The sequence below is a fragment of the Nitrincola sp. A-D6 genome (assembly GCF_000764495.1).
Taxonomy (GTDB): Bacteria; Pseudomonadota; Gammaproteobacteria; order Pseudomonadales; family Balneatricaceae; genus Nitrincola.
This window is the reverse complement of record NZ_JRLB01000090.1, coordinates 17,419-36,409: the sequence shown is the minus strand read 5'-3', so window position 1 is coordinate 36,409 and position 18,991 is coordinate 17,419. Positions and strand designations below refer to the sequence as shown.

The following is an 18,991-nucleotide window of genomic DNA, read 5'->3' as shown; positions in this document are numbered from 1 at the left end:
ACCCGTTATTTGTGGTAGGGATGACCCTGAAGCAGAGTCCAAGCACGGTAGAGCTGTTCAGCAAGCAACACCCGCACCAACGGATGCGGCAGCGTCAAGGCTGACAACGACCATTTCTGATCAGCCACTTGCAGGCAACGTGGATCCAGACCATCAGGTCCACCCACCAACAAACTGACATTGCGCCCCGACATGCGCCAGTTTTCTGCCTGGCTGGCAAGGCTCTCTGTCGACCAGTGCTTGCCTTGGACATCTAACGCAATGACATGTTCATTTTTGCCCAGAGCCGCCAGCATGGCATCGCCTTCGGCACGCATTGCGCGCGCCGGATCAGCTCCCTTCCCTCTGTATCCAAGAGGTAGTTCTACCAGCTCCAGCTGAAAATCGGCTGGTAAGCGCTTACTGTATTCCTGATAACCCGCACCAACCCAGCTGGGCATTTTCTGACCCACTGCCAGCAAACGTATGTGCATAATCAGGAAAGCGCTTCAGCATCTTCCGGGGAGTGCCGCCACAGGCGCTCCAGGTCATAAAAGCTGCGTGCATCCGGCATCATCAGGTGCACCACCAGATCACCTAAATCCACCAGAATCCAGTCACCACTTTCCTGGCCTTCGCTACCGATAGGCTGTACGCCTTCAGCTTTCACCTTTTCCAGGACCTCACCCGCCATGGAAACCACATGACGGCGAGATGTTCCACTGGCGATCAACATGAAGTCTGTGACGCTGGATTTTCCAGTGACATCCAGGATAACCAGATCCTTCGCCTTCATATCGTCCAATATGCTCTGCACTTTTTTGATCAGTTGCTCAGTTTGCATCACTAATCTATTTACCTCGTTTATAGCTGTAAAGCTGATGTTGTTTAATATATTCCCACACCTGATCAGGCAACAGATAGCGCGGCGAATGGCCTTGCCCAATCAGTTCACGTATCTGTGTTGCCGAGATTCCCAGCGGGGTCAATTCATGAATTAGCACACTGCCACAGGGTTTTTCTGTCAGCACAAGTGGCGATTCAGCGGCATGTAGCCGGGTAAATTCATCCATCTGTGCGACCGGCTGATACTGATAGCCAGGACGTGCGACCGCAATGATATGACAGAGTGATAAAAAAGTATGCCAGTCTTTCCATTGCGGCAGGGTTAAATAGGCATCCATACCCATGACCATACAAATCGGACGCTGTGGCCCTAATTCATTGCGCAGCGAAGTCAGCGTAAGTGCAGAGAATGAAGGCTCCGAAGAGCTCACCTCCCGTTCATCCACATGCAGGCTGGCAGCATCGGCTACTGCCAGTGTCACCATGGCCAAACGGTGCTCAGCTGAACACCCAGGCTGCTCACGATGCACAGGTTCACCAGATGGAATCAGGGATACCTGACTAACCTGTAACCACTGCTGGATTTCCAACGCCGTTCTCAAATGACCATGATGAACAGGATCAAAGGTGCCGCCCATAAACACATAGGGTTCGTTTATCTGCATTGACTACTGCCGCACATGACCATCACCCAGAACTACATATTTTTCTGAGGTCAGCCCTTCCAGCCCAACCGGACCACGTGCATGAATCTTGTCAGTGGAAATACCAATCTCCGCACCCAGACCATATTCGAAACCATCAGCAAAACGCGTGGATGCATTCACCATCACCGAACTGGAGTCTACCGCACGCAAAAACATCCGCGCATCGGTATAGTTTTCCGTAACGATTGCATCGGTATGGTGTGAGCCGTAACGGTTGATATGCTGGATCGCTTCATCAAGATCGCTGACAACCTTAATGGCCAATACCGGTGCCAAATACTCCGTAGACCAGTCACTCTCTTCAGCAGCTTTAATCAGCGGCAGCAGCTTCAGTGTTTCAGCACAGCCGCGCAACTCTACTCCAGAGGCTTGATAACGCTCGGCCAGATCCGGTAATACAGCCGCTGCCTGTTTGCTATGCACCAACAACGTTTCCATAGTATTGCAGGTGCCATAGCGGTGGGTTTTCGCATTCAGAGCAATATTGATGGCTTTGACCTTATCAGCATCCTTATCGATGTATACATGGCAGACACCATCCAGATGCTTAATCACCGGCACACGCGCATCCCGGGCAATACGTTCAATTAATCCCTTACCACCGCGCGGTACAATCACATCAACATAGTCAGGCATGGTAATTAACTGACCCACGGCATCACGGTCCGTGGTAGCAACAACCTGCACAGCCGTTTCCGGCAAACCGGCTTCGCGCAACCCACTGATAATGCAGGTAGCGATGGCCTGATTGGATTTCAGCGCTTCAGAGCCACCACGCAGGATAGTCGCATTACCGGATTTGATACACAGACTGGCGGCTTCGGCGGTAACGTTTGGACGTGATTCATAAATAATGCCGATAACGCCCAAAGGCACGCGCATTTTACCCACCTGAATACCGGAGGGTCGGTAATTCATCGCAGTGATGCCGCCAACCGGATCAGCCAGAGCTGCCACCTGATGCAAGCCTTCAATCATGCTATCGATACGCGCTGGCGTCAGTTCCAGTCGATCCAGCATGGCTGCATCCAGACCTTTGGCCCGCCCGGCCTGCATATCCTCAGCATTGGCTTGCACCAGCTGCGCTCGTGCCGCATCCAAAGCACGCGCCATTGCCAGCAACGCCCGGTTTTTTTGCCCTGTGTCAGCACTGGCCATCTGACGAGCGGCCTGACGAGCCTGCTGGCCCAACTCACGCATATACTCTTGTGTATTCATCAAGCTGTTCCGTAACGCATAAAAGATACATTATAGCCTGCCAGGAAGCGGGGGTCATTCGCATTTCAGTCAATCATCAAAGTATCCATTCCTCAGTGTGACTACTGGCCACGAACTGGTATGATTCACAGCTCATTATGAGGTCTTTCCGGAAGCCATTCTGCTATGCAAACAGTGCCACTCAATACCGACAAGACTCCACGCCGATTGCGTCCCATGCTGGCCGTTCTTCTGGCATTTTTGCTTGGGCTAATTACCACCCTGCTGTTAATTCAGATGGATAACCAGCGCATCTCTGAAGAGGAAGCTCTACTAAGTAGTGGCGCTTTAGCTGAAAGTGCTGCACTACTGCTCAAGCCATTGGTCATGAGCGAAGACAGAATCAGTCTGAATTACCTGCTGAGTGAGTTGGCCAACCAGCCTATGATCCGTGGCATGCGCCTGACTGACAATCAGGTACAGTCCTTGGCATCAGCGGCCAACACCAAGGCCGCTCACTGACAGTTCCGCTGCTACGTAATGAGGAGCCATTGGGTGAACTGACGGTATGGGCTGACCCCACGCCCTTGCTGGCATTACTGCAACGACAGCAGTTAATTATCCTGATGACAGCCACGGCTACCCTGGTACTGATGCTGTTCGGTGTCTGGCTAGCCTTACGCCCACCCAATACAACAACAGCCGACGATACAGCGCAGGCACCCGCCCCTGACGAGCAGCGCTTTGACGATGTGATGCAGACAATCCAGGAAGCAGACGAGGCTCAGACAGTCTGCCTGTTCTTGACCCGGATGAAATCGATGATCTGGAGCTGCCTGCAGTCGTAAAATCCGAGACGCCTCAAGCTCAACCCGCTCAAGCCAAACCCGTTACGCAAGATACCTTTATAGCCGAGCGCGACAAACCCAGCACGGCAGACAATATTTTTCTCAGCCTCAGCGCGCGTGAGGAAGAGCTTAATGATCAGGAACTGGTGTCACTACTCAAGCCCGAACGCGAGCGTGGCTCTATGCCCCGCTTCACACCAGCAGCAGCTGGGCAGATGCGCGACGTTGATGATCGGGATGACACAGACTATGTTGAGCTGGAGGAGCAAGAACCTGCGCCGGCTGCTGAAGAACCCCGTCTGCGTAATAACCCGCTACTGAGTGCACTGGATGATGAGGAGGAACAACTAAACCTGTATGCGTTTGAACAGGATTTGGAACTCATGTTACCCGCTGAAGACGCGGGCTATCTGTTACTGATCGATGCCACCAGTGCCCACTCTGAACTGGTAGAGGAAGAGGAACATCAAGCTCTGCTGAAAACTTACCGCACGCTGGCTAACTCGGTTGCTGTGATTTATAACGGCCGCGTGACCAAAGCGAGTAACGCGGACCTGCAGATGATTTTTGATCAGCCCCAGGCAGACGACACCCACGGTGTGAATGCCATGTGCGCAGCCATGCTGTTCACCCACCTATATAAACAGTATAACCAGTCACGCATCCGCCAATTCCGTCCAGTGATGAACCTGCACATGGCTCTGGTACGCGGTAAGGCTGATAAGCTGGAGCGACTGCTGGAAGAGGCGCGTTTCCTGACACGCTCCACCCAGAGTAACGAGCTGATCAGCCACACTGCTCTGACCGAAGCACCGGACCTGAAACGCACGCTACTCGAGGGCGCCAGCATCCGCCGCGAAGATGAGGACAAAGTGCTGGTACTGCAGATCAGTAAATCCTATCAGGATCTGTTGGAAAAACAGTCACGCCACCTGATGATCAAACTCAGCCAGCGTGAATCCTCTTGAGCATTTATGATCAAAGGGCTAGCTGGCGCTGGCATCATCTCCAGTGGCTTTAATCACCTGCAAACCATCCACACGCTGATAACCACGCGGTAGCTTGTTACCCCGACGTCCGCGCTCACCCCGGTAGTGCTCCAGATCAGCGGCTTTAAGTTTCAGGTGCTGACGTCCCGAGTTAATCTGCAACAGATCACCCGGTGACAGGATGGCTACCGCAACCAACAACTCTTCATGAGCCGCGGCACGTACGGAGGGAATATTCAGGATTTTATTGCCCTTGCCTTTGCCAAGTTCAGGTAGCTCACTGACAGGGAACACCAGCATCCGCCCGTCACTGGTCACTGCCGCAAGTATATCCTGCTGCAGGTCACTGACTTTCACCGGACTGAGAACCCGCGCATTTTTCGGCAGACTCAACGCGGCTTTACCGTTTTTAGTTTTACTGCTCAAATCGGCGATAGAGGTAATAAAACCATAACCCGCATCAGACGCCAGCAATACACGCTCACGCTCAGCCGCACAGATCATGCCATCAATACTGGCCCCTTTTTGGCAGCGACAGCTTACCGGTCACCGGCTCACCCTGTCCCCGGGCAGAAGGCAGGGTATGGGTATCCAGGGTATAACTGCGTCCGGTGGAATCCAGCAAAATGGTCGGTTGATTCATACGCCCGGGACACGCCAGCTTAAACGCATCTCCCGACTTGTAGCTCAGACCAGTTGCATCGATATCATGCCCTCTGGCCGCTCTGATCCAGCCCTGCTTGGACAGCACCACCGTGACCGGATCGGCCGACAGCAGGTCTTTTTCACTGAATGCCTGAGCCTCTTCACGCTGCACCAGCGGTGAGCGGCGCGCATCACCAAACTCTTCCGCGGTTTCTTCAATCTCCTGGCGAATCAATTTGCGCATCAGATCGGCTGATCCCAGTGTTTCTTCCAGATACTTACGCTCCTCATCCAGTTCATTCTGCTCGGTGCGTATTTTGAACTCTTCAAGTTTGGCCAGATGGCGCAGCTTCAGATCCAGAATCGCATCGGCCTGAATCGCCGTGATGCCAAAGCGCGCGATCATCTCTTGCTTGGGATTATCTTCTTCGCGAATAATCCGGATCACCTCATCAATATTGAGGTAAGCGATCATCAAGCCTTCAAGAATATGCAGACGATCCATGACCTTCTGCAACCGGTGCGTCAGTCGGCGACGTACCACTTCGGTGCGCCAGCTGAGCCATTCGGTGAGTATCTGGCGCAGATCCTTCACTTGAGGACGCCCATCAATACCGATCATATTCATATTGACGCGGTAGCTGCGCTCCAGGTCCGTTGAGGCAAACAGGTGCGCCATAAGCTGTTCGGCGTCGATACGGTTGGAGCGCGGCACGATAACCAGACGCGTTGGGTTTTCGTGATCCGACTCATCCCGCAGATCACTGACCATCGGCAGTTTTTTCTGCTGCATCTGTGCGGCTATCTGCTCCAGCACTTTGTTACCCGACACCTGATAGGGCAGTGCCGTAATGACAATATCACCGTCTTCACGGGTGTAAACAGCACGCATTTTCAGCGAACCACGCCCGCTGCAGTATAGCTTTTCCAGATCAGCTTTCGGGGTAACAATTTCGGCCTCAGTAGGCATATCCGGGCCCGGAATAATATCGCAGAGCTGATCAACGCTCGCTTGCGGGTGATCCAGCAGGTACACACACGCCGCCGCCACTTCACGCAGATTATGCGGCGGAATATCGGTTGCCATGCCCACAGCGATACCTGTACCGCCATTTAACAATACATTCGGCAGTCGAGCCGGGAGGAATTCAGGCTCATCCAGCGTACCGTCAAAGTTAGGCTGCCAGGTTACCGTACCCTGCCCCAGCTCTTTCAGCAGCACTTCAGCATAGGGAGACAGGCGTGACTCAGTGTAACGCATTGCGGCAAACGACTTGGGATCATCCGGCGACCCCCAGTTACCCTGCCCATCCACCAGCGGGTAACGGTAGCTGAAGGGCTGTGCCATCAACACCATCGCTTCATAACAGGCCGAGTCACCATGCGGATGGAACTTACCCAATACGTCACCGACGGTACGCGCCGACTTTTTGTGTTTGGCAGTTGCTTTCAACCCCAGCTCTGACATCGCATAGATGATGCGTCGCTGCACCGGTTTCATACCATCGCCTATATGCGGCAGGGCACGATCCAGAATGACATACATGGAATAATCCAGATAAGCTTTCTCACTGAAAGTGCGCAGGGGTAAACTTTCGGTTTCACCGTTAAATGTGGTTTCTATTGGCATTAGATTTCCGCTAAGAGTCGGTTTTTTCCGTAAATATCAACAAACAGGCTTCACAATTGCAACCCTGTTACCATAATAAGGCTATCACTACCCTGGAGGAAAGTCCGATGACTGTCACAAATAACCGCCTGATGCTGGAACTGGAAAAATTTCGCCGTGAAATCAATCGCGAAATCATCAACCCGATGATTCCGGAACTCAGTCTGGAAGACTTGAAACCACTCTTGTCCATGGTGGCGCACACTCGGGGAACCTACATCGCTGAGCTACTGGAAATTGCTAAACTCTCCCCTGATTCGGTCCCTTCCACGGATCAGATCAAACAACTCAAGCAGTGCAGAGAAACCTTCGATGAGTTGGTAATGGCCGTGAATGCACTGGAAACCGTTATTCTGCGCGATTATCTGGATGTTAAGCCCAAAGGAAAACTTTAATGCACAGACCAGGGCAAAGACTGTTATTCGGGTTGGCTCTGCTATTTTCCACCGCAGCGCTGGCTGACATTCGTTGGCTGGCACCTGATCAGGTTAGTCACCCGTTGGCGGGGAAACTCTGGCATAGCGAACCACAGGTGTTTATTGATCTGGATAACTTCCTGAGCAGTCTGCCAGAGGGCAGTTGGCTACTACTGGGAGAACAGCATGACCATCCTGATCATCATCAACTACAGCTGCAAATTTTAACCCACCTGGCTGAGCATAACCGCCTTGGTAGCGTGGCCTTTGAAATGGCCAACGCAGATCAGCAACCCTTGATTGATGAATGGAGCGGCCGCGGAGACAGCGTGACAGCCGAAGCACTCAACTGGTCTGCTGGCTGGCCCTGGGAGCGCTATGCGGCACAACTGCGGTTTGCACTGGATCAGGCTGACCGAGTAGTTGCCGCTGATCTGCCGCGAACAGCACAGATGCAGGCTTACCAGCAAGGTGCCAGTGAGGGTTACCTGGACACAGCGCACACCCGCTATATGATGGAGCTGATCTATACCAGCCATTGTGAGCAATTACCGCGCACCAACCTGATACAGATGCTGCAAGTACAACTGGCACGGGATCAGCAAATGGCCCACCGCATGCGGGTCAACACACAGGCAGACAAAATCAATGTATTGATTGCAGGGGCTCAGCATACCCGCAAAGACACCGGCGTTGTGCGCTGGTTGCCGGAGACACTCCAATCAACCAGCTTGATTATGGTTCCGCTGGAGGCGCAAGCTGAACCTTACCACTACCTGCCTGACATCTATCCAGGCTACACAACTGGGGAATTCAGCGCAGATTTGCTACTCTTTACTCCTGCAATGCCTGATCAAGATCACTGTGCAGCATTTCGGTAACTCGTCAGGATGAACCCACTATGGCAAAGGTGATACTCAACATCCGCAATAACCCTATGGCACTCTTCTGGCGCTTGATTCTGGCTGGCGGGTTCTGGTGGGCACTGACGGAGGGAGACCCAAGTAGCTGGATGATCGGACTTCCGGCCGTTGTCCTGGGTGTCTCTGTTAGCTTTTGTCTGAGTACGCCTGGAAATCATCGGTTCTGGCTACCGGCCTTACCCAGATTTCTGCTGTACTTTCTCACTACCTCGTTGATTGCGGGAATCGACATCGCCAGACGCACCCTGTCACCTCGCCTGCCACTGGTTTCTATTATGCTGCCATTTGAAACCTCACTGGAGGGTTTGCCGCGTTGGCTCTTGATGAGTAGCCTGAGCCTGATGCCCGGCACACTGAGTGTACGCTCCGGATCTGACGGACTACTGATTCACTCTCTGGATGCAGCCGACATCACACACAAGAGCTTACGCCAACTGGAAAGTCATATAGCCCGCCTGTTACCTGCAAGGGAGTCAGAATGACCAGTATTTATCTGATTACTCTCATTCTGCTTATGATCTCGCTGCTGATCGGTTCAATACGCATCCTCAAGGGACCACGACTGGCTGACCGACTGCTAGCCGCCCAGTTGTTCGGCACCACAGGTGTGGCCATACTGCTGGTACTGGCCGAACTTCAACAACTGAATGCCGCACGAGATACCGCACTGATTCTGGCCTTACTGGCCATGCTGGCGGCGGTAGCCTTTGTCAGCCGAGTCTGGAAAGCGTCATCCTCTCAGGAAAAGTCAGAATGAGCATCACTACACTGCTACAGGCTCTATTACTGATCAGTGGCGCCCTGATGTTTATTGTTGGCTCCATCGGGCTGGTACGTTTTCCTGACACCTACACGCGCATCCACGCATTGACCAAAGCAGATAACCTTGGCCTGGGGTTAATCATACTGGGACTGATACCAAGCACGTTTTCCTTGGCCCTGACACTTAAGCTTCTTTTTATATGGCTATTGATCATGCTGGCAGGTGCTCTCAGTGGCCACTTGGTGGCTTGGGAAGCACAGGCTCAAGGAGTTGCCACCCGGCAGCCGGGAGAAGCTGATAAACAGACCAGTCAGGGCTGTACCGATGAATGAGTTGATCGACTGGACACTGGTGCTGAGTTTTTGGTCGGTAGCACTGATCAGTCTTATGAGCCGAAGTCTATTTCGGGCAGTGGTATTTTTTATTTTATTGGGCCTATTACTGTCACTAGCCTGGATCAGGCTCAATGCCCCGGATATTGCTCTGGCCGAAGCCGCGATTGGTGCTGGTATCACCGGCGTACTGTTGCTCGATACGCTGGGACACCTGAAAAAAACCGGCAACCTTCACCCTGGCCACATCCACTTGAATCATCCTCGATTCTGGCTAGCCATGAGTGCAGCGCTGGCATTGGTGGGTGTACTTGTCTGGGCTGTCTGGCAACAACCCGGCATGCAGGTAGCACTGCATACACAAGTCGCCCAGGCCATGCCTGATAGTGGTGTAGACCACCCTATCACAGCCATACTACTCAATTTCCGCAGTTACGATACGCTATTGGAAATCGGCGTGCTGGTGTTGGCAATACTGGTCGGACTGACATTAAAGTCACGCCACTCGGAACCCGATAGTCTGCCCGGCTTACCCAACCCACTATTGCATGCCAGCTTAGCCCTGCTCATTCCCGCCATGCTGATGACCTCGGCTTATTTGCTTTGGGCCGGTGCTGACCGTCCTGGCGGTGCATTTCAAGCGGGCGCTATACTGGCCGCTGCCTTTATTCTGCTGCACCTCGCTGGCATTCGTTTGTCCGCACACCTTAGCCACCAGCTGATGAGACTTGGGCTGGTACTGGGATTCAGTGTATTTCTTGCAGTTGCCACCAGTTCCATGATCGGTGGCCGCCCCTTCTTGACCTACCCGGAATCAGCGGCCGGATTGCTGATTCTGATTATCGAGTTAACCCTCACCCTGTCTATCGGACTGATCCTGTTAAGCCTGTTTACTCTGGCCAATGCGCCAGCCAATCCAAGTGATCGGGAGAAGACCCATGAGCAGTGACCTGATCTTTACCTTGGGGGGAATCGGCCTGTGTGGTTTGGGCTTATTCGGTTTTATCTATCACCGCCACCTGTTACGACGACTGATCGCATTCAATCAGTTAGGCAGTGGCACCTTTCTCGTACTGGTAGGCTTTGCTCAACAGGGTCGGGGCGAAGCTGACCCGGTGCCGCAGGCGCTGGTCCTGACCGGCATCGTTGTTGCGGTAGCGGCAACGGCACTGGCGCTGGTCCTGATCCGGCGCTGGTTTCAACTAAAAAACACCACGCAGTTACCCGAGGATGACAGGCTATGAGTCTGATGCATTCCCCGATTCCCTGGTTACTGATTATACCGCTGGCCGGTGCGGTCCTGACGATGCTGTTACCTGAACGACTGCGTTCAGCCGCGTCACTGCTGGGTATCTTGTCGCAACTGACGGCGGCAGTATCATTGTTACTACTGGTTCAAAATGCCGGCCCAGTGACTTATGCCATGGGAGACTGGCAAGCCCCGCTGGGTATTGCCTTACGTGCCGATGGCCTTGCCACCCTGTTTGTACTCATGAGCACGCTGGTCGGCATGCTGTGCGCCCTGTATGCCCAGCAATACCTGACGCTTGAGAAACTGGCTAACTTCTGGCCACTTTTCTGGTTTCTCTGGGCGTCACTCAATGGTATCTGGCTGGCAGCGGATAGTTTCAACTTGTATGTTGGCCTGGAATTGCTGACCTTATCTGCTGTCGGGTTAGTAGCCTTTGCCGCCGATGATAAATCCCTGGAAGCCGCCATCCGCTATCTTTATGCCGCACTGCTTGGCTCTATGGGCTATCTATTGGGTGTCGCCCTGCTCTATGGCTCACATGGCACGCTGGCACTGGATGGATTAGCGGCTCACTGGCAGGCAGGTGCAACGTCTCAGGTGGCCATAGCGTTAATCCTGGCGGGATTGATGCTCAAGACGGCCGTCTTTCCCTTGCACACCTGGTTACCTCCGGCACATGGCGGTGCGCTGACACCGGTGAGTGCGCTTTTATCTGCTCTGGTTATCAAAGCATCCTTGTATATCCTGTTGCGCTTATGGATAGAGCTGGATATCTATCGCCAGATGCCTGCTCTATCACAACTACTGGGTGTATTTGGCAGTGGTGCGATTCTATGGGGTGGCTGGATGGCTTTGCGCCAACAGCAACTGAAGCTGGTTATTGCCTACTCTACACTGGCACAGATAGGTTATATGCTGCTGATGTTTCCACTGCTAACGGCCAACTACCCGCAAGCTACGTTGATGGCTTATCAAGGGGCATACTCATGCTGCTGGCGCATGCACTGGCCAAGGCGGGTATGTTTCTGGCGGCTGGCAATCTGATTTTTTGTACCGGCAAACCGGAACTGAGCGCGCTGGCGGGTATGAGTCGCTATCGCCCGTTGAATATTTTTGCTTTCGGTCTGGCTGGCGTCAGCATCATGGGGCTGCCGCCCAGCGGTGGGTTCAGTGCCAAATGGCTGCTGTTGCAAAGCAGTCTGATGTCACAGCAATGGTGGTGGGTTGCAGTGATGCTACTCGGCAGCTTACTCTCTGCAGCGTATATTTTTCGTGTGTTCGCCTACACTTACCGGGAAACAGGTGAAGGTGATACCTTTGCCAGACCCGCTTTATCACTTGAGCTGATTGCATTAGCTTTATCCGTCAGCAGTATTCTGCTGGGCTTTGTGGCAGTACTCCCTCTGGAATTGATCAGTCTGCCCGGCCCCCTCCGGGAGGCACTGCCATGAACTGGATCAATATCCTGCCACTGGCGGTGCTGATGACATCATTTATAGCGGCTATGGCCATCTTCATTCTGCCGGAGCAGCAACATCGAACACGTAGCATTCTTAACCTGGCTGCCGCCATTCTAAAGCTGGGGTTAATCTCGCTGCTGATTTACTTTGTCTTACAACAGCACACCCCAGAGATCAGCCTGGAGGTGTTGCCTGGGCTATCCATGGTATTGCGTGCGGATGCACTGGCGATGCTGTTTGCTGGCTTGTCTTCAGTGCTGTGGTTATTTACCACCATCTACGCCATAGGCTATCTGGAAAACTCACCGAATCGCAGCCGCTTTTTCGGCTACTTCAGTCTCTGCGTTGCCAGTACCATGGGTATATCACTGGCAGGCAACCTGTTCACCTTTCTGATATTTTATGAACTTCTGACACTGTCCACCTACCCGCTGGTGGTTCACCGGGGTACCACAGCCGCCTTAGCCGCCGGGCGCACCTATCTGATTTACACTCTCAGTGGTGGTGTTGTGTTACTGATCGGTGTGGCTGCTCTTTATGCGCTCGGTGGCGATATTCCTTTCGGTGAGACCGAAAAAACCGCCGCCTTAATGGCTACCTGGCCAGGCTGGACGACACTGATTTTTGCTCTGTTGATTGCCGGGCTGAGCGTCAAGGCAGCCCTGTTTCCTTTCCATGGCTGGCTCCCTACGGCCATGGTCGCACCCGCACCGGTTAGTGCGCTGCTGCATGCGGTCGCTGTGGTAAAAGCCGGTGCGTTTGGCATTATCCGGGTGGTCTATGATATTTACGGGATAGAGTTGTCCTGGCAACAAGGCTTGCTCTGGCCACTGACGCTGCTGGCCGCCTTTACCATTCTTTACGGCTCCTGGCGGGCCCTGCAGCAGATCGATATCAAAAAACGTCTGGCCTTTTCCACTGTCAGCCAGGTGGCTTATATCATCCTGGGTATTAGCCTGTTCGGCCCACTGGGCACTATCGGAGGGCTGGTGCATCTACTGCATCAGGGGCTAATGAAAGTCACGCTGTTTTTCTGTGCCGGCAACTATGCCGAGACGCTGGGGATTCATAAAATCCATGAGTTGGATGGCGTCGGTAAACGCATGCCAATGACCAGTGCAGCCTTTACCATCGGTGCGCTGGGTATGATCGGCATCCCGCCGGTAGCCGGCTTTGTCAGCAAGTGGTATCTGGGTACCGGGGCGTTAAATGCGGGCATGCCGTGGATTATTTTTGTCCTGGTCGGGAGCAGCTTACTCAATGCTGCCTATTTCCTGCCGGTACTTAAACGTATCTGGTTCAGCCCACAGCAGGGCGACTGGCCCGATGAAATGATCGTCGGCTGGCGTGACACCACCCCCTGGTTGCTGATTCCCACACTGGTGACAGCCGGGCTAAGTCTGTCGGCGGGGTTATTTGCAGGGTCTTCTCTCAGCCCTCTCAGTTGGGCCGAGTTGATCACGCTACGGGAGTATTTACCATGACCCTGCCTCAGTGGCTCGTTGTGTTAACGCCCCTGTTTCCGCTGCTGCTGGCACTGAGCTGGTGCCTGCCGAAGTGGCGGCCGCTGGCTGGCTATGCGGCCTGCATAGCCCCCTTACCAGCGCTGTTGCTCAGTTTTATGCCTGTAACCCAACTGGATATATCAGCCTGTTACTTGGCAGTGTCTGGCATACTTTACCTATCAGTAATACTTTTTTAACCTTTACCAGCCTGCTATGGCTGTTGAGTGCAGTGTATGGATTGGGCTATCTGCGCAAAGACCCAGCCGCCGGACGTTTTTGGTTACTCTGGCTGTTAACGTTAACGGGCAATCTGGGTCTGCTGATCAGTGCAGATATCATTAGCTTCTATACCTTTTTCGCGCTGATGACCTTTGCCGCTTACGGGCTGGTGATTCATCAACAGGACCGCAGCGCCCTGCGCGCAGGCAGAATCTACCTGATTATGGCGCTAATGGGAGAAATGCTGATTCTTACTGGTTTATTCCTGGGCAGTGCCGCAACGGGACACACCTCACTGTTATCGGCTGATATAGCCGCAGCGATTGCCGAATCAGCCAATGCCGGGCTGATTGTTTTCTGCCTGTTCTGTGGATTCGGGGTTAAAGCTGGCATTCCCTTGCTGCATTTCTGGCTGCCGCTGGCTCACCCGGTTGCCCCCACCCCCGCCAGTGCCGTACTCAGTGGCGCCATGATTAAAGCCGGACTGTTTGCCTGGCTCAGTTTGTTGCCGCTAGGTTATATGCAGGAACCCACCTGGGGGTTGATAATCATTTTTGTCGGTTTGCTTGCAGCGTTTGGCGGTGGACTGATGGGTGTGATGCAAGCGGCACCCAAAGCCGTTCTGGCCTACTCCAGTATCAGTCAGATGGGCATCATGATCCTGTCGCTGGGTTGCCTGTTTATTCTCCCCGACCTGACAACCATGCTGCTGCCGGTACTGGCGTTCTATGCCCTGCACCATGCCTTGACCAAAGGTGCGTTGTTTTTATCGGTCAGCTTTAAGGATGCATACCAAGGCATCCCGGTGTTCTTGCTGGGCCTGGGAATGCTACTGCCAGCCCTGTCACTGATCGGGGTCTTTAGTAGCGGTGCGCAAGTCAAGTTACTGCTGAAAGCGCAACTTTATCAAGACGGGCTACCTGGCTGGTTGATCACTAGCCTGACCCTCAGCGCTTTGGCTACCACGGCGCTGATGCTGCGTTTTCTGTGGCTACTCTGGCAACAACGCAGCCATCAGCCTGAGCAGGCTGATAAACGCATGCAACTGGGGTTTGCAGCTACTGTGTTAGCCAGCGCCCTGACACCGCAAATTCTGGCGGGTACCCTGCAGATGACACCACTCTACCAACAACCTCTGGCTTATACTGCGCTGCTTTGGGTACCGGCAATCACACTGGCTATTGGCTGGCTGATCAGTCACAAGGGACCCGCCTGGCGATTGCCACAGGGTGATTTAGTGGTGCTTCTGGAGCGTGGAATAACGCTGCTGTGGCAAAGATTTAAGCAACTGAGTCCAGTACCGGTGTTACCCACCTGGCTAGCTGGTTTGGACGCATTGAAAACCCTCTACAATCAGCCTCTGCCCGAACAACTGGCAAAAAGTCAGATCACCTGGTTATTCGCTGCTGTAGTCATACTGGCAACACTGATCATGGTAGTGACAGCTTAGCGGCAGACTGGAAACCAGCCTGCCGCTCTGGCTTCAACTGGCCTGAATCGCTACCTTCAACACCCCATCACGCTGGTGTGAAAACAGATCATAGGCTTCAGTGATGTTTTCCAGCTTATAGCGGTGTGTCACCATCGGTCCAAGATCCACACGCCCGGAGGCAATCACATCCATCAGACGGCGCATACGCTCCTTGCCCCCCGGACAGAGAGAGGTAATGATCTTGTGATCACCCAGCCCGGCACAGAAAGCATCCAGAGGAATCGACAGATCACTGGAATACACCCCCAGGCTGGACAACGTACCGCCTGGTTTGAGCACCCGCAAAGCAGCTTCGAAGGTTGACTGCAAACCCAGCGCTTCAATGGAGGCATCCACGCCTCGACCGTTAGTTAGCTTGAGAATTTCAGACACCACATCGACTTTACGAAAATCCAGTGTGATGTCAGCGCCCATCTGCTTCGCTATTGTCAGACGCTCATCGATACCATCCACGACAATAATACGGCTGGCCCCACGCAGTTTCGCACCCGCTGTAGCACACAGCCCTATCGGCCCCTGAGCAAATATAGCCACGGTGTCACCAATACGAATATTGGCCGCTTCAGCGCCAGCAAAACCGGTTGACATGATATCCGGACACATCAGCACCTGTTCATCGGTCAGTCCATCCGGCACAGGTGACAGATTGGCCTGCGCATCCGGCACCAACAGGTATTCAGCTTGTGCACCATCAATGGTGTTACCGAAACGCCAGCCACCCATGGGTTTGTATCCATGCGAGTGACTGCCGCCATCCTGTGACGAACAACCATCCTGACAAGCATAGGAGGTAAAGCTCGGGCAGATAGCACCGGCTATGACACGCTGCCCTTCCTGGTAACCCTGTACATTCATACCCAGTTTTTCAATCACACCCACCGGTTCATGCCCGATAGTTAACCCCTTGGCAACCGGATATTCCCCTTTAAGAATATGCACATCTGTGCCACAAATGGTTGTAGTAGTCACCCGGATCAGCGCATCATTCGGGCCAATTTCCGGTACCGGTTTATCGTCTATTTCGATTCGGCCGGGTTCAACGAACACTGCCGCTTTCATCATCATCGCCATCTCTGTATCTCCTTAAATTTAGCAATCCTTTTTATAAGGTTTTTATTAATCATCTTAACTGTAGATCATGGCCCTCAACTCTGCCATTCAGCCCCAGTGAACAGTGTTTGAGCCACAGGCAGACACGCAGTACACTGACTGTTCGAGTTGATGGATCTGAATGGAAGAGACACTGATGCAATTCAAAGGTACCGAACGCTACGTCGCGACAAACGAACTGCAAATGGCGGTGAATGCCGCGCTTACCTTGCAGCGCCCCCTGCTGATCAAGGGTGAGCCGGGCACAGGCAAAACCCTGCTGGCCGAAGAAGTGGCGGCAGCGCTGGATATGCCGCTATACACCTGGCATGTTAAATCCACCACCAAAGCACAACAGGGGCTGTACGAATACGATGCGGTGTCACGCCTGCGCGATTCACAGCTGGGCCATGATAAGGTGCATGACATCAGCAACTACATAGTCCCTGGCAAACTCTGGCAAGCCTTTACCAGTGACCAGCCTGCCGTGCTGCTGATCGATGAAGTGGACAAGGCCGATATTGAATTTCCCAATGACCTGTTACTGGAACTCGACCGCATGGAGTTCTATGTTTATGAAACCCAACAACAGATCAAAGCCACGCACCGTCCACTGGTGATTATCACCTCCAATAATGAAAAAGAGCTGCCGGATGCATTTCTGCGGCGCTGCTTTTTTCACTATATTCGCTTTCCCGACCAGGACACCATGCGCCAGATTATTGAGGTGCACTTTCCTGCCATTCAGAAACAACTGGTTGAGAAAGCCCTGGAGGTATTTTATGACCTGCGGGATATTTCCGGATTAAAGAAAAAGCCCAGCACCTCGGAGCTGGTTGACTGGCTCAAATTGCTGATGGCCGACAACCTGGCTCGCGAAGTACTGCTGGAAAAAGACAGTGCATCAGCGGTTCCACCCCTTTGTGGCGCGTTGATCAAGAATGAACAGGACGCCAGTCTGCTAGAGCGCCTGGCGTTTATGATCCGGCGCCAGCAGCGCTGATCAGCCTAAGGAAATACGATGCTGATCGATTTTTTTCAAGCCGTACGTGCGGCCAAAATTCCCGTCACACCCAGAGAGCTGCTGGATCTTATCCGCGCACTGGAGGCTGATCTGGCCTTTGCCGATCTGGATGGTTTTTACTTGCTGGCACGTACCTGTCTGGTCAAGGATGAAAAATACTATGATCGCTTTGATCTGGCCTTCTCCCGTTACTTCAAGGGAATAGGCCAGTTAGACACCAGTGTGGAACAGCTGATTCCGGATGACTGGCTGCGCCAGACCTTCGAGCGATACCTGAGCGAAGCCGATAAGGCTGAACTGCAGAGCCTCGGCAGCCTGGACAAGCTGCTGGACACACTGAAGCAGCGTCTGGAAGAACAGCAGGGCCGTCATGCCGGTGGTAATAAATGGGTTGGTACCGGCGGTACCTCACCCTTTGGCCATGGCGGTTACAACCCTGAAGGGATTCGTATTGGTGGCAAATCCACACACCGCCGCGGGGTTAAGGTCTGGGAAAAACGCGAGTTCCGCAATCTGGATGATCAGCAAAATCTGGAAAACCGCAATATTCAGGTGGCGCTGAAACGCCTGCGCAAATTTGCCCGCACCGGGGCTGAAGAAGAGCTGGACCTTGAAGGCACTATTCGTGCTACCGCCAGAAATGCCGGGCATCTGGATCTGAAAATGGTGCGGCAAAAACACAATGCCGTCAAAGTCCTGCTGTTCCTCGACATCGGCGGCTCCATGGATGATCATATCAGCCTGATCGAAGCGCTGTTCAGCGCCTGTCGTACTGAGTTTAAGCATCTGGAACACTTCTATTTTCATAACTGCCTGTACGAATCTGTGTGGAAAGATAACCGGCGACGTTTCAATGAACGCACCGCCACACTGGACCTGTTGCATAAATACGCTCAGGACTACAAGGTCATTTTTGTTGGTGATGCCTCCATGTCACCCTATGAAATCGCCGTACCAGGCGGCAGTGTTGAGCATATGAACACAGAGGCAGGAAAAACCTGGATGCAACGCGTGACCGATACCTGGCCAGGTTTGGTCTGGCTCAATCCCGTGCCCCAGCAATACTGGCCCTACACCCAATCGATTGGCATGATGCAGCAACTGGTGCAACAGCGTATGTTTCCAATGACGCTGGAAGGCCTGGATGCCGCTATGCGCCATCTGAGTAAAACCTGAGCCAGAGCAAACAGTTGTTTACTCAGTCTTGCAGTTAAGCGACAAGCCTTCTAGAGTTAGGCCTTTGATAAACCTTAGGGAAGCGGTTGAGCTATGTTTGATGCATGGTTGTTCGTGGCAGTAGTGTTTTTTTTTATTAATCCTCTCCAGTATCGTATTGAGTTGGACCAACTTCTTCACCCTGAGAAAGATTCAGCGCACCTTAGCCGAGCTGGAAAACCAGCGTCCAACTGAGAATGCCACTCGGGGGCAGCCGCCAGCCAAACCACAGAACAGTCAGGCTGACACGCAAGCGGATCCAAGCCGTAATCTTAGCGCCAGGGTCATGGCAAGGCAGACAGCCACAGCTCCCCCCCCTGAAACAGCTACCGACCAGGACGCTGACTTCGATACGCTAGCTCCTGAGTCCGCAGCACAACCCACTGACCCTTGGGGGGCCGGCCTGCGAAGCCTAAACCAC

21 protein-coding genes and 1 pseudogene are annotated in these 18,991 nt (G+C 53.3%); 16 read left to right on the top strand and 6 right to left on the bottom strand.

Translation table 11 applies throughout. From position 1 onward, the window contains the following. Nucleotides 1-5 precede the first annotated feature (5 nt). From rlmH to LH51_RS14495, 4 genes are read right to left on the bottom strand one after another with little or no spacing between them, the layout of a single operon-like run. Nucleotides 6-473: a 23S rRNA (pseudouridine(1915)-N(3))-methyltransferase RlmH gene (gene rlmH / locus LH51_RS14510; RefSeq protein ID WP_036523380.1), complete on the bottom strand. Its 468-nt coding sequence runs from the start codon at nt 471-473 to the stop codon at nt 6-8. A gap of 2 nt (nt 474-475) precedes the next feature. Continuing rightward, nucleotides 476-823: a ribosome silencing factor gene (gene rsfS, locus LH51_RS14505; RefSeq protein ID WP_036523377.1), complete on the bottom strand. Its 348-nt coding sequence runs from the start codon at nt 821-823 to the stop codon at nt 476-478. Nucleotides 824-830: 7 nt separating this feature from the next. Continuing rightward, entirely contained in the window at nt 831-1,490 is a 660-nt protein-coding gene (gene nadD / locus LH51_RS14500) for a nicotinate-nucleotide adenylyltransferase (protein ID WP_036523374.1), read from the bottom strand. A gap of 3 nt (nt 1,491-1,493) precedes the next feature. Further along, the gene (locus tag LH51_RS14495) at nt 1,494-2,750 is read right to left on the bottom strand and encodes a glutamate-5-semialdehyde dehydrogenase (protein ID WP_036523371.1); all 1,257 of its coding nucleotides are present in this window, start codon (nt 2,748-2,750) and stop codon (nt 1,494-1,496) included. 165 nt (nt 2,751-2,915) lie between these two features. Between LH51_RS14495 and LH51_RS14490 the strand changes: the two genes are divergently transcribed. The 3 genes from LH51_RS14490 to LH51_RS14480 all read left to right on the top strand — a co-directional run bounded on the left by LH51_RS14490 (nt 2,916) and on the right by LH51_RS14480 (nt 4,545). Continuing rightward, nucleotides 2,916-3,251, top strand: coding sequence for a hypothetical protein (locus LH51_RS14490; RefSeq protein ID WP_036523369.1), 336 nt, complete (start codon nt 2,916-2,918; stop codon nt 3,249-3,251). A gap of 29 nt (nt 3,252-3,280) precedes the next feature. Next, on the top strand, nt 3,281-3,577 hold the full coding sequence (locus LH51_RS14485) for a hypothetical protein (protein ID WP_036523366.1): 297 nt from the start codon (nt 3,281-3,283) through the stop codon (nt 3,575-3,577). 146 nt (nt 3,578-3,723) lie between these two features. Beyond that, nucleotides 3,724-4,545: a hypothetical protein gene (locus LH51_RS14480; protein WP_052063818.1), complete on the top strand. Its 822-nt coding sequence runs from the start codon at nt 3,724-3,726 to the stop codon at nt 4,543-4,545. Nucleotides 4,546-4,563: 18 nt separating this feature from the next. On the opposite strand, the pseudogene parC reads toward LH51_RS14480, so the two are convergent. After that, nucleotides 4,564-6,841 (bottom strand): annotated as a pseudogene (gene parC, locus LH51_RS14475) (DNA topoisomerase IV subunit A). Between the two features lie 107 nt (nt 6,842-6,948). Here parC and LH51_RS14470 point away from each other — a divergent pair. From LH51_RS14470 to LH51_RS14425, 11 genes are read left to right on the top strand one after another with little or no spacing between them, the layout of a single operon-like run. Continuing rightward, nucleotides 6,949-7,275, top strand: coding sequence for a hypothetical protein (locus tag LH51_RS14470; protein ID WP_036523363.1), 327 nt, complete (start codon nt 6,949-6,951; stop codon nt 7,273-7,275). Then, entirely contained in the window at nt 7,275-8,177 is a 903-nt protein-coding gene (locus LH51_RS19455; RefSeq protein ID WP_052063817.1) for a ChaN family lipoprotein, read from the top strand. Before LH51_RS14470 ends, LH51_RS19455 begins: the two co-directional genes overlap by 1 nt. Nucleotides 8,178-8,197: 20 nt before the next feature. Continuing rightward, nucleotides 8,198-8,701 carry a Na+/H+ antiporter subunit E gene (locus LH51_RS14460; protein ID WP_052063816.1) on the top strand — a complete coding sequence of 168 codons (504 nt, stop codon included), beginning with the start codon at nt 8,198-8,200 and terminating at the stop codon, nt 8,699-8,701. Further along, complete coding sequence (locus LH51_RS14455; protein WP_036523360.1) at nt 8,698-8,976, top strand: monovalent cation/H+ antiporter complex subunit F; 279 nt, start codon at nt 8,698-8,700, stop codon at nt 8,974-8,976. The genes LH51_RS14460 and LH51_RS14455 overlap by 4 nt, the downstream gene beginning before the upstream one ends. Beyond that, a complete protein-coding gene (gene mnhG, locus LH51_RS14450) occupies nt 8,973-9,314 on the top strand; it encodes a monovalent cation/H(+) antiporter subunit G (RefSeq protein ID WP_036523357.1) in 342 nt (113 codons plus the stop codon). The genes LH51_RS14455 and mnhG overlap by 4 nt, the downstream gene beginning before the upstream one ends. Next, nucleotides 9,307-10,263, top strand: a complete 957-nt coding sequence (locus LH51_RS14445) for a hydrogenase subunit MbhD domain-containing protein (RefSeq protein WP_036523354.1) — start codon at nt 9,307-9,309, stop codon at nt 10,261-10,263. Before mnhG ends, LH51_RS14445 begins: the two co-directional genes overlap by 8 nt. Next, on the top strand, nt 10,253-10,558 hold the full coding sequence (locus tag LH51_RS14440; protein ID WP_036523351.1) for an NADH-quinone oxidoreductase subunit K: 306 nt from the start codon (nt 10,253-10,255) through the stop codon (nt 10,556-10,558). The genes LH51_RS14445 and LH51_RS14440 overlap by 11 nt, the downstream gene beginning before the upstream one ends. Continuing rightward, nucleotides 10,555-11,610, top strand: coding sequence for a complex I subunit 5 family protein (locus LH51_RS14435; protein WP_200882014.1), 1,056 nt, complete (start codon nt 10,555-10,557; stop codon nt 11,608-11,610). The genes LH51_RS14440 and LH51_RS14435 overlap by 4 nt, the downstream gene beginning before the upstream one ends. Next, nucleotides 11,553-12,017, top strand: coding sequence for a proton-conducting transporter transmembrane domain-containing protein (locus LH51_RS21565; RefSeq protein WP_200882013.1), 465 nt, complete (start codon nt 11,553-11,555; stop codon nt 12,015-12,017). The genes LH51_RS14435 and LH51_RS21565 overlap by 58 nt, the downstream gene beginning before the upstream one ends. Further along, nucleotides 12,014-13,510 carry a proton-conducting transporter transmembrane domain-containing protein gene (locus LH51_RS14430; protein ID WP_036523348.1) on the top strand — a complete coding sequence of 499 codons (1,497 nt, stop codon included), beginning with the start codon at nt 12,014-12,016 and terminating at the stop codon, nt 13,508-13,510. Before LH51_RS21565 ends, LH51_RS14430 begins: the two co-directional genes overlap by 4 nt. Before the next feature lie 10 nt (nt 13,511-13,520). Further along, complete coding sequence (locus LH51_RS14425; protein WP_052063815.1) at nt 13,521-15,200, top strand: complex I subunit 5 family protein; 1,680 nt, start codon at nt 13,521-13,523, stop codon at nt 15,198-15,200. A gap of 33 nt (nt 15,201-15,233) precedes the next feature. Here the strand turns inward: LH51_RS14425 and LH51_RS14420 are convergent, their stop codons facing one another. Beyond that, the gene (locus tag LH51_RS14420) at nt 15,234-16,313 is read right to left on the bottom strand and encodes an NAD(P)-dependent alcohol dehydrogenase (protein WP_036523345.1); all 1,080 of its coding nucleotides are present in this window, start codon (nt 16,311-16,313) and stop codon (nt 15,234-15,236) included. A gap of 175 nt (nt 16,314-16,488) precedes the next feature. Between LH51_RS14420 and LH51_RS14415 the strand changes: the two genes are divergently transcribed. Next, nucleotides 16,489-17,334 carry an AAA family ATPase gene (locus LH51_RS14415; RefSeq protein ID WP_036523424.1) on the top strand — a complete coding sequence of 282 codons (846 nt, stop codon included), beginning with the start codon at nt 16,489-16,491 and terminating at the stop codon, nt 17,332-17,334. An 18-nt stretch (nt 17,335-17,352) separates the two neighbouring features. Beyond that, nucleotides 17,353-18,531, top strand: coding sequence for a vWA domain-containing protein (locus LH51_RS14410; protein ID WP_036523343.1), 1,179 nt, complete (start codon nt 17,353-17,355; stop codon nt 18,529-18,531). The last annotated feature ends 460 nt before the right edge of the window (nt 18,532-18,991 follow it).